The following is a 13,197-nucleotide window of genomic DNA, read 5'->3' on the forward strand; positions in this document are numbered from 1 at the left end:
CACCTAAGCGAATTCGCGCGGAGTAGGTCAGCCGGTTTCGACCACTTCGCGCAGCGCGCGGAATTCCGAGGCGAGGGCGTCGAGCGTGTAGTGGGCGTTGAGCCCACTCGGGTTGGGCAGCACCCACACCGCGGTAGCACCGACCCGCTCGGGTTGGGGGCCGACCGTGGTGCGCGGACGACCGAAAGCCGTGCGGTAGGCACCGATACCGAGTACTGCCAGCACTCGAGGTTGATACTGCTCGACCCGATCGACCAGGGCGCGTCCACCGGCGCGCAGTTCGTCGGCGGTCAGCTGCTCGGCTTTGGCGGTCGTGCGTGCGGCCACATTCGTTATCCCCAAGCTCAGCGCCAGCAGTTCTCGATGTTCGTCGGGCCGCAGTAGGCGCGGTGTGAAGCCGGATCGATGCAGTGCCGGCCAGAACCGATTTCCCGGACGAGCAAAGTGATATCCGGTGGCCCCGGACCACAGGCCCGGATTGATTCCGCAAAACAGCACATGCAAGCCGGGCCCGATCACATCGGGAATAGTCTTGTCCTGCGCCGCGGCCAGATCCGCGGGCGACGGCCGAGCTGACGAACCAGAACCCATCCCCTCAGTCTGCCGGGTGCCCGGCCGGCCACCTGCTGCGGCTACGCCAAGGACGACACAACACTCGCTGGTCCAATACCGACGAGGCCGGAACGTGGCGGCGTGTCTCATCGAGCACGTTTTCTCGAAGAACAGTGCGGGACTCGTGGTCGATTACCCGACGACGTACGGGCCGGTGAAGTCGCCGTCCGCCAACGCCAACTCGAACGTCCCGACACCATCCAAACTCAGGACCGCGACCCGATGCGCAGCCTCCGGTGACGGCACAACCTGTTCCCGCACGAGTTCACACCTTTGGATGCCGGGGTCAGGACAGTTTCGCCGTGGGGGCGAAGGCGGGCAGTTTGTCGAGGCTGCTCTGCACGGCCTCGGCGCCGTAGTCGAACATCTGCCGTTCGTATTCGTCGACCGCGGTGTGCAGGTCTTGGCGGCCTTGGTCGGCTTCGATCAGGCACTGGCGCAGCAGGTCGGCGTCGCGTAGCGCGGTGTTCGCGCCGTTGCCGCCGGTCGGGGAGGTGGCGTGGATCGCGTCGCCGAGTAGCGTGACCGGGCCTGGGGTCCAACGCTTTCCGGGTTTGACCACCCGGATGGACAGCAGTGTGCTGTTGTCCGGGTCGGCTTGCTCGATCAGCGCGCGTAGTAGCGGGTGCCAGCCTTGCATCCGCGACAGCACGGCGTCTTGGGCGCTCAGATCCTCGAGCGAGCCGTGCGGCGGCAGGATCATGGCCCAGCGCACGTAGTCGCCGATGTCGGGCAGGACGACTTCGGGGGCCAGTTGTTCGGCGGCCTGTTTCGGCGGAGTACGGAAGCGCATCGCGCCCAGCAGCAGGCTGACGCCGTCGCCGGCGATCTTCGAGCCGTAAGCCTTGGACAGGCCCGCGAACTCGTCGGTCAGCGGGGTGCGGCCGATGACGAACCGCACACCGGTATCGGTCGGAACGGTCTGCGGCGAGAGCACCCCACGCACCGCCGACGTCACCCCGTCCGCGCCGACGAGCAGATCCGCGATGGCCGGGTCACGGCGACCGAACGCGGCCTGAACGGTGCCGTCGGCCAGAACCTCGTAGCCGGTGAGTGCGGCGTCGGTGTGCACGGTGAGCCCGGTCAGCAGCAGGTGCCGCAGCACCTGACGATCGACCACGATCCCGGTCCGGCCCGCACCGAGCCTGCCGATCTCGTTCAGCTGCGGGTCCAGGATCAACTGCTCAGCCGAAGCATCCATGACGATCTCGTCCAGCAGCGGATGCCAGCGCTCCGGTAGGCAGTTACGCACCGCCTGGAAACCGGTCGGGTTCAGCACCAGCCGGTAGCCCTGGAATCGTGCGACGATCCCCGGGTCGCGCTCGAATACCTGCGCCTCGATCCCGGCGCCACGTAAACCCTGCGCGAGAGCCAGACCTCCCAGACCGGCTCCGACAACGGAACCTCGCATCACGCACCTCCACAACATCGAAACGAACCCAGTTCTTGCTTACGAACTAAGTTCTACTCAACGAACTTAGTTCGTGTCAAGCTGAATCGTCCCGCACTCACCGCGTCGATGTTCGCGACACCGGTCACACCTGCGCCGAATCCCCCAGCCCCACTGCAGTTCTCCACAGCACACGAGCAAGGGGTTCGTCGGCGACTCGCCTGCCGCGCGGAAGTGACCAGTGTTGCGACGATCAGGGAAGCGGTGCAGGTGCTAGCCCACGAGATGCGCCAGCACCCCGCAGCATGGCCCGGCAGGGGAGTTGATCAGAGTGCGGTTTCAGGGACGGTCAGGCAGACGGGGGGCTGTTGTAGCGGGTGTCCCGACCGCTGACCACGGTGATGTTGTTCGATCCCGCTACGTTGGTCTTCTGAACCAGAGACCTCACCCGCTGCTGATCGGATTCCTCCAGCGCAGGGGTCAGTTGCTCGTCGAGCAGCCGCTCGAGCTCATCACGCACCTCAGGGTTGCCGTTGACCAGACGGTGCAGCCGCAACCGCCAGTCCGACACCAGCGCCTCCTGCAGCACTGTGTCACCGCTGTCCCGCGCAGCGACTGCGTCCTGGTGCAACCGGTCCAGGTCCGTGCCTACCTGCTCGGCGTCCTCGGGATGGAACCGCTGCCACCACCCCACCACCGAAGCCTTGAGCAATTCCCAACCCGAGGTAGTCATCGCCGTTGTCAACGCGGTACCCGCTGCCAACACGATCTCGTCCACGCGGACCCCATTTCACCGAAAAACTCACAGTGACAGCAGCTTAGCCACCATCCCACCCCCGCACTGTCGATCGAACGACCGATACCCACAGCTTGCGAATCTTTTTTTGAGCATCGTCTCCGCGCTATGACGTACCCGGCTCTACGATTCCAGTGCATCAGCGATTACGAGCGGGGGCGGGCAATGCGGAAATCGTCGACACCCATGGCACGCGGTGCAGCAACCAACGACTCCCCTGCTGTGCAACCCAAGCTGGCTGTGACAAGTTCTGTCGACTGGCTCCGCCTCTGTTGCGGTGCCCCGGCGACGCAAGGACCGGTGCCGTGAACAGCGATGCCGACAAGCGTCCCGCAGATCCTCCTGCTGCGGTTGAGCAAGGGGTTCAGGTAGACGGAACAGGCAATATCAACGTCACTAGCGCAGGAAACGCCAAAGTCACGGTTTACACGCGTCCTGCGGAAGTAGCGCCTTCCACGCCGACCGCCAATTTGCAGGGATGGGCGGGGTTCGTCAGCGAACTCGACGGCACCGGAGGCCTACCGCAGGTCTGTAATCTGAACCCATACCGGCTCGGCGCTACGAGGAACCGGTACGGGCAAGACAGCGGGCCCGGCGAGGAGCATGACGCCTACGTTCCGCGCACCGCCGACAACGTTGACACCCGGCTAGACCTCGCGCTGACCGAACAGCGGATGGTGATACTCACCGGACCTTCCAAGGTCGGAAAGACCCGCACGGTATTCGAGGCCGTCCTCCGCACCCTTCCGCAGGCCAGGGTAATAGTTCCGTTGCCGGAGACGCTGTATCGGATACCGGAGCATCCGGGCTTCACCCACACGACCGACGACATCGTCATCTGGCTCGACGACGTGCAGGACTTCTTCACCACTGAGCAGCCTCTGACACCCGCACTGCTGGCGCACCTGACCGACCGACCAGCACGGACCGTGGTGGCTGCGACCTTGCGCAGCGAAGCTCTGGAGCGTCTACGCGGCAGCACAGGTGAACTCACTCGCCATACCCGTGTCGTACTCAACCAGGCATTCGAAATCGAACTTGCCTCGACCAGTGAGAATCCGGCCGAACAAGCCATCGCGGCGACAAACTACCCCGCGCTAGATCTCGACCGGTATGGGTTGGCCGAGATGCTGTCCAGCGCGCCGGAACTTCTGCGCCGCTATGACGTCGCCCGCCACAAAGCTCCCGTCCTCCGCGCCGTCATCGAGGTCGCCATCGACTGGACCCGGATCGGACACCCGGACCCGATCCCCGAAGTCACCCTCCTCGAACTGGCCCTGAAGCGTCTCGCCCAGCAACGACCTGACCTCGATCCCACCCAGGATGAGGTGAACAATGCCCTCAAGAGCGCACGTGAACCGGCAGAGGACGTCGGCCGCGTCGCGGCATTGACCACCGAGTCCCTCGGCAAGTCTCGCGGCTACCGACCGTTCGACTACCTGGTCGCCGCCGACGAGGGACAGAACCACGCTGCACGAAACGTCCCGGAAGCCTTTTGGGACATCGCCGCCGATGAGACAGATATCCGCATCATCTGGGCGATCGGTCGCCAGGCGCACCTACTGCACCACTACGCAGTGGCTGATCAGCTATTGCGCCGCGGTACCAATGCCGGCGACGACTCGTGCATGGCCTCTCTCGGCCACTTGCTGAGTGACCGCGGCGACCTCGCCGAGGCCGAAACGTGGTACCGCCGTGCCGCCGACCTCGACCACACTGGCGCCATGATTTCCCTCGGTCACCTGCTACGTGACCGCGGCGACCTCACCGACGCAGAAAACTGGTACCAACGCGCCACCGACACAGGCAATACCTACGGCATGATTTCCCTCGGTCACCTGCTTCGTGACCGCGGCGACCTCACCGAGGCCGAAAACTGGTACCAACGCGCCGCCGACGCCGACGACACCTACGGCATGACCTCTCTGGGCCACCTGCTCCGTGACCGCGGCGACCTCACCGAAGCCGAAAACTGGTACCAACGCGCCGCCGAAACTAGCTACAGCTTCGCCATGAGCTACCTGGGCGACCTGCTGCGCGACCGCGGCGACCTCGCTGACGCAGAAAACTGGTACCAACGCGCCGCCGACCTCGGCAACACCTACTCCATGGCCTCCCTCGGCGACATGCTGCGCGACCGCGGCGAACTCACCAACGCAGAAACCTGGTACCAACGCGCCGTCGACGCCGGCGACACCAACGGCATGGCCTCCCTCGGCGACCTACTGCGCGAACGCAGCGACCTCACCGACGCAGAAAACTGGTACCAACGTGCCGCCGATCTCGGCAACACCTACTCCATGAAGAGACTCGCCTTACTGCTCAAGACCCGCGGCGAACTCACCGACGCCGAAACCTGGTACAAACGCAGCGCCGACCTCGGCAACACCTACTCCATGGCCTCCCTCGGCGACCTACTCCACGAACACGGCAACCTCACCGAGGCCGAAAACTGGTACCAACGCGCCGCCGACCTCGGCAACACCTACTCCATGGCCTCCCTCGGCGACCTACTCCACGAACACGGCAACCTCACCGACGCCGAAAACTGGTACAAACGCAGCGCCGAACTCGGCACCGGTATCAGTAACACCTACGCCATGAATCGGCTCGGCTTACTGCTCAAGACCTGCGGCGAACTCACCAACGCCGAAACCTGGTTCCAACGCGCCGCCGACGCCGACGACCCCGCGGGCATGGACTTCCTGGGCGACCTGCTGCATGACCGCGGCGATCTTACCGAGGCCGAAAACTGGTACCAACGCGCCGCCGACCTCGGCAACACCTACTCCATGATCACCCTCGGCGACCTACTGCGCGACCGCGGGGAACTCACCAACGCCGAAAACTGGTACCAACGCGCCGCCGACGCCGGCGTCGCCAACGGCATGGCCTCCCTCGGCGACATGCTCCACGAACGCGGCGAACTCACCGACGCAGAAAACTGGTACCAACGCGCCGCCGACCTCGGCAACACCTACTCCATGGCCTCCCTCGCCGACATGCTGCGCGAACGCGGCGAACTCACCGACGCCGAAAACTGCTACCAACGCGCCGCCGACCTCGGCAACACCTACTCCATGAAGAGACTCGCCTTACTGCTCAAGACCCGCGGCGACCTCACCGACGCCGAAAACTGGTACCAACGCGCCGCCGACCTCGGCGACGCCAACGGTATGGGTTTCCTGGGCGACCTACTGCGCGACCGCGGCGACCTCACCGAGGCCGAAACCTGGTACCAATGCGCCGCCGACCTCGGCAACACCTACTCCATGGCCTCCCTCGGAGACCTACTCCACGACCGCGGCGAACTCACCAACGCAGAAACCTGGTACCAACGCAGCGCCGAACTCGGCACCGGTACCGGTAACACCTACGCCATGAATCGGCTTGGCTTACTGCTCAAGACCCGCGGCGAACTCACCAACGCAGAAACCTGGTTCCAACGCGCCGCCGACCTCGGTAGCACCTACTCCATGATCGCCCTCGGCGACTTACTGCGCGAACGCGGCGACCTCACCGACGCAGAAACCTGGTACCGACGCGCCGCCGACGCCGGCGACCCCGACGGCATGGCCTCCCTCGGTGACCTGCTCCGCGAACGGGGCGGCCGCGCTGCTGACACCGACGAATGATCGGCGACTGCCCCCGATCCCAAGACTCGATACCGTGTTCTGGGACTGAAACCTGAGCTGGCCAGTCCCGCGCTGGCGTAGGAATTGCTGTGTGTGACCGGTGTTGTCGGTCCTGACCGCGGACACGTGCGAGAAGACCAAATCATCGGCCCGATCGACTCCTGGCACACCCAAATACCACTATGCCGGGACCGCTTGACACGCAACGACTTCCGGTGAATACCGGACGTTGAGTGGTTGGCTGCCATCAACGCCGCGGCGAGGAGATCGTCACGCGGCCATACGGTTCGGGGAAGCAATGCCTCCATGCGGTGTGCCACTGCTCGGATCGACCTAGCGGCCTGAACACGGCGCGCCCGTTCTGGTTGAATCGCCCGTATGGCAACCAGCGTGCGCATCCCCGGCCTGGTGCTCACCGAGCACGAGTTCTCCGTCCCCCTCGACCATTCCCGCCCTGACGGCCCGAAGATCACCGTGTTCGCTCGGGAGATCGCCGATCCGGACGGGCTCGGCCGGCCGTTTCTCGTCTACCTCCAAGGCGGGCCCGGGCACGAGGCGCCGCGGCCGTCGCGCGGGGCGCCGAGCTGGCTGCCGCGGGCATTGCAGGAGTACCGGGTGCTGATGCTCGACCAGCGCGGCACCGGACGGTCCACGCCGGTCGGCACACTGTCCGGCACTCCGGCCGAGCAGGCCGAATACCTCACCCACTTCCGTGCCGACGCGATCGTCCGCGACGCGGAGTTCGTGCGGCGGCAGCTGGGCGTCGAGAAGTGGAGCGTGCTCGGGCAGTCGTTCGGCGGGTTTTGCACGCTCGCGTACCTTTCCCTCGCTCCCGAAGGCCTGGCCGAGGCCTTCTTCACCGGCGGGCTGCCGCCGATCGCGCGGCATCCCGACGAGGTCTACACCACGACGTTCGCCAACCTGATCGAGCGCAACCGCCAGTACTACCTCCGCTATCCGGGTGATCGCGGCCGGGTCGAGGCGCTGCTGCCGATGCTCGACGACGGGGCCGTCGTCCTGCCCGACGGCAGTCAGCTCACCGCGCGGTTGTTCCGGCAGCTCGGGTACGTCCTGGGTGCCAGCGGCGGCGAGGAGGCGCTGCACTACCTGCTAGAACGCGACCCGAAGTCCCCCGCCTTCGCGCACGACGTCGCCAACTCGCTGCCGTTCACCGCGCGCAATCCGCTGTACTCGGTGATCCATGAGTCGTCCTTCTCCGACGGATTCGCCACCCGCTGGTCCGCCGAGCGCGTGCTGCCGGACGAGTTCCGCACCGACCGGACGCTGTTCACCGGAGAGCACGTGTTCCCCTGGGTCTTCGACGATGTCCACGGTCTGCGGCCGATGAAGCAGACCGCCGAGCTGCTCGCCGCACAGGAGTGGCCGCGGCTGTATGACGCCGACGTGCTGCGCGAGTGCACGGTCCCGGCGGCGGCCGCGATCTACGCCAACGACATGTATGTCGAGCGGGCGTTTTCCGAAGAGACCGCGCGGTTGATCCCGACGCTGCGGCCGTGGATCACCAACGAGTACGAGCACAACGGCTTGCGCGCGTCGAGCGATCACGTGCTCGGACGGTTGATCGACCTCGTCCGCGGCCGGATCTGACGGGTCGTCAGGGTAGCTGGTCAGCTGGCAGTGACCCTGTTCGACTTGGTGCGGTTGCACCGCCAGCACAAGGTCTGAAGGTTGCCGGGCGCGGTCAGCCTGCCCTTGGACACCGGCATGGCGTGTCAGGCAGCTCCGAGGTCGTGAATCAGAACATCGAACGTGGGCGCGTCCGGCCAGCTCGGCCGCAGCGTCCCCACTCGATACCAGCCCCACTTGCGATAGGTGTTGTACGCCCGCTTGTTTTCGGGTCGAACCAGCAGTGTCGCACGTCGCTCGGGACGACCGCCGAGTAGTTCGTCGTGTAGAGCACGAGCGATCCCTCGTCCGGTCAACTCGGACAACACCATGATCTCGCTGAGCGCGAATGTGCGTGAACCATCCTCAACCGTGAATGCCGCAACATCACCGTCGTCCAGACTCAGTCCACCCCACCACGCGGCCTTCGCCGGCAGCGGCCAGCCCCACGCCTGGCCGCACGGCTTCCCCTCGAATCGAGCCATCACGAGCTCGAATTCACCGCTGCGACCAGGATCGGTGTAACTGTCGAACCGCCGCATGAACGACTCAGGCGTGCTGAACGCATTGCCGGACTTGGCATACGAGCCTCGAAAGAGCGCCTCGACCACGTCTCGCTGTTCACGCGCCTGCACGGCGGTGCAATGCTGAAACTCGATGCCGTGCAGTGTTTCTGCTCGACCGATGCTCATACCGCGATCGCCGCCTTCCGCGCCAACTCATCGAATCGTTCCCGGAATTCGTCACCGGACCGGTCGCCCACAGCCTTACGAACTGGCTCGAGCAGGCGCAATGTCCGCGTGGACGACACCGCCCCCTCGAGGTCACCCACGACCGAAAGACCCTGCGCAACAGCACCGTTGATATCTCCCACATTCGCCAGGGAAGCCGCCCAGCCTGCCCGGTAGTTCGCAGCGTTGCGAACACCTGCTTGATCGAGCACCAGTCCTGCAGACAAATCGGCAGATTTTGCGAGCTGTCCGAGTTCACCGAACCCGCGGGCTTCGTGGCACCGAACCTCGGCCGAGTTCACGAACCGTAGCCACTCCGCACACTCATCGACCGACTCGTGCTCCAGCGCAAAATCCAGTTCGCGCCACGCTCTCGCAATTGCCCGCCCGAATCTGATTCGATCACACATGACTGCGTATGCCTGGGCTTCTCGCGTTGCGATCAGCGTGTGGACCCGGCCGGGAGGATCATTTCGGGTCAGATCTCGCGCACGGGTAACCAAGCTCAGCGCCCGGTGCGGATTTCCCTGACCTCTGTGACTGAGGGTAATCAACTGGCTCGCGGCATTGAGGCACACGTGCACCGTCAGACCGTTGTCACCGGCTTGATTCGCCAGCGAGAACGCATCGACATAACAACGTCGCGCGAGGCCATGCATATCTGCGTCGTAGGCAAGCCACCCAGTTGTCGTGGCGAGATTGCCCACCGCACTCATGAATGCTCTACCGGTCTTCTCGTCAAAGGCGCACGTATCCAGCTGATGCTTCGCGAACTCGAGGCACGCAACGGCCTCCTCGACGAGAGTCACGCCGCCAATTGCCTGCTCGCGACTCCTCAGCCGTGCAACGGCTTCGATGACTCGCGGCGCATCGCCGAGCCCGATACGACTCCCGGTGGAAATCGAACTGTCGACCAGCACCGCAGTGAGGAGAACTCCGAATTCTCGCCGCTTCACCCTGTCGTCCTCGGCTTCTTGTACGTCGAGTGATCCGTCGACAGACAGGCCGGCCGCAGTTGTGCCAACGACGACACGCTCAACCGTCGCCGCACGAAACCGCGCCCGCTGATCGTCGTCCAGCCGCGCCAGCAAAGTGTCCAGGGCTTGCGCGGACTCTCCTCGGACCGGCCGGTCCTTGGTGGCACGTTCCCACTTCCGGATCGTAGGCGGCTTGAAGCCGATCCTTTCGGCGAAATGCTCTTGAGTCAGCCGCAGCGCATCAACGCGTAGCGCCAAGACCTCAACGCGCGTCCACGAGTTATTGATCATCGCTGCCCCCGCTCGCGCCGACAACGAACCGTGTCGCAAGCGTATCGCTCACGTGCGGTTCTGTGGCTGGGATCGAAACTCCTGGTCAGCGAGGCTCGAATAAGCCCCGACGCCCAGCAGACGGCGTTTCCCTCACCACACACCGACCCACATTGAGTCCGTCGGATGTGCACCGCCTCGGCGTCGGGCGCTTTGCAACCGATGAGCGAGCAGGAGGCGCAAGCGATGGGTATGGACGACGAACTGCGTTCACCGTTGGGGGGTGACACCGCAGCAGCACTACTACGCACGGCGGTACCACCTCGAGCACCACGGCACACCCGAAGAGGTCGCCGAGTTCTCGGCCAGCGGGCCACCACCGCCCAGGAAGGCAGACGGGGTAACCGGCAAGATCCTGTTCTACGAGGCGAACCCGCCCACACTCGAAGAGTTCGCCGGGCTGCTCGCCGAGATGGAAATGGGCGGCTGGATCACCAGCGAAGTCCGGGAGAAGGTCGCGGAACTGCCGCGCGCAGACGGTGTCGCCGAGCTGAAAGCTCGCATGGTCGAACGGGATTCCGACGAACGACAACCAGCGTCCGGGACCGAGTGATCCGCCATGGAGAACACCGAGCCGTCCGCGCGCCGGACTTCCGTGAGACCGGGTCGCACCAAACGCCGCCGCGCAGCGGATCCTGCCGAGTCTTCGCACCAGCGCCGGCACGTGCGGGCCGTGCGCTACCGATCAGCACGACGGTGGCACAGTGAACCGGGCACGGGCCCGAGCGAGGAGGAACTGACCATGAGCGGACGCACCCCCAGTCAGTGGGAACAGCTCACCGCTGCCGACCCGGCGCATTCGACGTTCTATGTGGAGCGATTCCGGGCTCTGGCGGCCGACGGCACGGACATCTTCGGGGAAGCGCGGCTGGTCGACGCGATGCTCGAGCGCGGCAGCCGGGTCCTGGACGCGGGGTGCGGCCCGGGACGTGTGGGTGGCTATCTGCACCGCGTCGGCCATGTCGTGGTCGGCGTCGACGTCGATCCGGTGTTGATCGCCGCGGCGGAGCAGGACTATCCGGGTCCGACCTGGATAGTCGGTGATCTCGCCGAGCTGGACTTGCCGAGCCGCGGTATCGCCGCCGACTTCGATGTCGTCGTGTGCGCGGGCAACGTCATGACATTCGTGGCGCCATCCACCCGGCAGGCGGTGCTGGCCGGATTCGCACGCCATCTCGCGCCGTCCGGCTGGGTGATCGCGGGGTTCGGTGCCGATCGCGGTTACGAATTCCCGCAGTTCCTGACCGACGCCGAGGCCGCCGGACTCACCGTGGACTTGCGGCTCTCGACGTGGGACCTACGCCCGTTCACCGACGAGTCCGACTTTCTGGTGGCGGTATTCTCGCGCGAGGGTGAATGACGAGCAGGGTTACGAATCCAGTCGCCCGTCGGCCTCCGGGACAGTCGCTCGCGGCTCGGTATCGAGGCTCGCCGACCGGATCCGGGTTCGAGTGCTGACCATACGACGCGCCCCACCCGTGGCCACGATGTTGCCCAAGACCAGGCCCGCGCCTATGGCCAAGGTGGTGAGTACAGAAAGAGCGAACGCCACTCCTGATCCTGGCGAATGCCCGATGAACTGCAGTAATGAGTGGGCAACTGTCAGCGATGGCAGTAGGGCGCCGCAGAATGCGGGAACAACTATCGATGCCGGCGAAATGCGCAGCCGGGCGGCCGTCCATGTGCTGAGCGCGCCGAGTATCGCCGCGCCGAGCATCAACGACATCTGCAGGCCGATGTGCGCACGAGCACACAACTGCACTATCAACTGGGTGAATACCGCCACCGCCATAGAAATAGGAACCACCCGCGCGGTCGCCCCCTGAGCGAAGGCATTGGCCGCGGCCGCGATCGCCGAAGCAAAGAGCGCCCAGAACGGCGTCAAGCCAGTCAAATGGATCGCCGACGGATCGACTTCGAGATCGGCCCACCGGGTCGAAATCAAGCCCGCCTGAATGCCGGTGACCATCCCGAGCACCACCAGGCCGATGCCCAGCCCGCGCACCAGAGCCAGGCTCCGAAATCCGGATATCGCGTCCTGCGCCGTCGCGACGATCGACGGGTGTGGCAGCAGCAGCACCACACACGCCGCGACCATACTGGCCGCTTCGCCCGGATTGATCGGGCTGTATGCCATCGCCAAACTGCCGGCCGTCGTCGCCAGCGCCATTTGCGCTACCGCGACGAAAAATGTTGGAAGATAACGTCTCCCGAGGATCCGACCGAGGTACATCAGCACGAACATCAGCACGAACGCGCCGGCGGCCGACCGGTAGGTCCCGCCTGCTTGCAGCGCGACGACAATGCCCAGAACTCCCATTGCGCCCGCGACAACACGATATGGCCATCGCGGATCCGACCGCATCTCCTCGACAAGTCGCTGGCTGGCTCGAGTCATGTCGGTCCGATGGCCGACGATATCGTCGACAACGCCGTACACGTTGTTGAGCCGGTGCAGGTCGGCGCCCGTGTCACGCACAGCCCGCAATCCGGCGATGGTCGGCTCGTCGGGCACGGCATACACCATGTGGATCGACGAGCCGGGAAAGTCGAGTTCGACCGCCGCCAGATTCCAAGTCGCCGACACCGCGACAATGGCCACCTCGACACTGCGCGCATCGGCTCCCGACGACAACATCACCTCGCCCAGATCCAGACAGAAATCGATGACCTGGCGGGGCGAATACTCTTCTCCGGTAGCTGTCGGCGACGGCGACACTCCCGCGTAGATACTTCCGCGCAGCAGCAGTGCGATATCGCGCCGCTGTTCGGCCGTGGTCACCCGTGGTCGACGCTGCCGAGCAGGACGCCGGGCCCCGTCCGCCGTATTGGTGACCGACGTGCGAGACCGCCGCTTCGGTGCGAGCACGCGGGACCGGCCGCGCCCGCCGATCCCGGGCCGATCGGCCGGTTCGGGAGTGCGCCCGATACGGAAACGGCCCATCCTGGGCATGATCTCCAATCCGATCCTGGACAGAATGATGAAACCAGCGAACGCCGCCGCAGTGTGCTCGACCTTCGGGCCCGGAAGCTGTTCGAGCCCGCCCTCGACAGTGCTACCGCTCATGTGCACCGCTCACACCAGCATCGCTATTCAGTA

The 13,197-nt window shown here is 65.2% G+C and carries 12 protein-coding genes; 4 read left to right on the forward strand and 8 right to left on the reverse strand.

The genetic code is table 11. From position 1 onward, the window contains the following. Positions 1-27: 27 nt before the first annotated feature. The 4 genes from mug to ACQPW1_RS29225 all read right to left on the reverse strand — a co-directional run bounded on the left by mug (position 28) and on the right by ACQPW1_RS29225 (position 2,780). Positions 28-591, reverse strand: a complete 564-nt coding sequence (gene mug, locus ACQPW1_RS29210; RefSeq protein WP_433654984.1) for a G/U mismatch-specific DNA glycosylase — start codon at positions 589-591, stop codon at positions 28-30. 153 nt (positions 592-744) lie between these two features. Next, positions 745-873 (reverse strand): hypothetical protein, encoded by a 129-nt coding sequence (locus tag ACQPW1_RS29215; protein ID WP_433654986.1) that lies wholly within the window; start codon positions 871-873, stop codon positions 745-747. A gap of 25 nt (positions 874-898) precedes the next feature. Then, a complete protein-coding gene (locus ACQPW1_RS29220) occupies positions 899-2,023 on the reverse strand; it encodes an FAD-dependent oxidoreductase (RefSeq protein WP_433654988.1) in 1,125 nt (374 codons plus the stop codon). Positions 2,024-2,351: 328 nt separating this feature from the next. After that, complete coding sequence (locus tag ACQPW1_RS29225; RefSeq protein ID WP_433654990.1) at positions 2,352-2,780, reverse strand: hypothetical protein; 429 nt, start codon at positions 2,778-2,780, stop codon at positions 2,352-2,354. A 323-nt stretch (positions 2,781-3,103) separates the two neighbouring features. On the opposite strand from ACQPW1_RS29225, the gene ACQPW1_RS29230 reads away from it, so the two are divergent. Further along, a complete protein-coding gene (locus ACQPW1_RS29230) occupies positions 3,104-6,433 on the forward strand; it encodes a tetratricopeptide repeat protein (protein ID WP_433654992.1) in 3,330 nt (1,109 codons plus the stop codon). A 378-nt stretch (positions 6,434-6,811) separates the two neighbouring features. Continuing rightward, positions 6,812-8,041 carry an alpha/beta fold hydrolase gene (locus ACQPW1_RS29235; protein WP_433654994.1) on the forward strand — a complete coding sequence of 410 codons (1,230 nt, stop codon included), beginning with the start codon at positions 6,812-6,814 and terminating at the stop codon, positions 8,039-8,041. A gap of 20 nt (positions 8,042-8,061) precedes the next feature. On the opposite strand, the gene ACQPW1_RS29240 is transcribed toward ACQPW1_RS29235, so the two are convergent. Genes ACQPW1_RS29240 through ACQPW1_RS29250 form a run of 3 tightly spaced genes read right to left on the reverse strand, consistent with a single transcriptional unit; the run spans position 8,062 to position 10,058 of the window. Then, complete coding sequence (locus tag ACQPW1_RS29240; RefSeq protein ID WP_433654996.1) at positions 8,062-8,160, reverse strand: HNH endonuclease; 99 nt, start codon at positions 8,158-8,160, stop codon at positions 8,062-8,064. A 6-nt stretch (positions 8,161-8,166) separates the two neighbouring features. Next, positions 8,167-8,751, reverse strand: coding sequence for a GNAT family N-acetyltransferase (locus ACQPW1_RS29245; RefSeq protein WP_433654997.1), 585 nt, complete (start codon positions 8,749-8,751; stop codon positions 8,167-8,169). Continuing rightward, positions 8,748-10,058 carry a helix-turn-helix domain-containing protein gene (locus ACQPW1_RS29250; protein WP_433654999.1) on the reverse strand — a complete coding sequence of 437 codons (1,311 nt, stop codon included), beginning with the start codon at positions 10,056-10,058 and terminating at the stop codon, positions 8,748-8,750. Before ACQPW1_RS29250 ends, ACQPW1_RS29245 begins: the two co-directional genes overlap by 4 nt. A 262-nt stretch (positions 10,059-10,320) precedes the next feature. On the opposite strand from ACQPW1_RS29250, the gene ACQPW1_RS29255 reads away from it, so the two are divergent. Both ACQPW1_RS29255 and ACQPW1_RS29260 read left to right on the forward strand, forming a co-directional pair. Then, positions 10,321-10,650, forward strand: a complete 330-nt coding sequence (locus ACQPW1_RS29255) for a hypothetical protein (RefSeq protein ID WP_433655000.1) — start codon at positions 10,321-10,323, stop codon at positions 10,648-10,650. Between the two features lie 189 nt (positions 10,651-10,839). Further along, positions 10,840-11,457: a class I SAM-dependent methyltransferase gene (locus ACQPW1_RS29260; RefSeq protein ID WP_433655001.1), complete on the forward strand. Its 618-nt coding sequence runs from the start codon at positions 10,840-10,842 to the stop codon at positions 11,455-11,457. A 9-nt stretch (positions 11,458-11,466) separates the two neighbouring features. Here the strand turns inward: ACQPW1_RS29260 and ACQPW1_RS29265 are convergent, their stop codons facing one another. Continuing rightward, on the reverse strand, positions 11,467-13,164 hold the full coding sequence (locus ACQPW1_RS29265) for a threonine/serine ThrE exporter family protein (RefSeq protein WP_433655002.1): 1,698 nt from the start codon (positions 13,162-13,164) through the stop codon (positions 11,467-11,469). Positions 13,165-13,197 lie beyond the last annotated feature (33 nt).

The sequence above is a fragment of the Nocardia sp. CA-128927 genome (assembly GCF_050955855.1).
In the GTDB taxonomy this organism is placed as follows: Bacteria; Actinomycetota; Actinomycetes; order Mycobacteriales; family Mycobacteriaceae; genus Nocardia.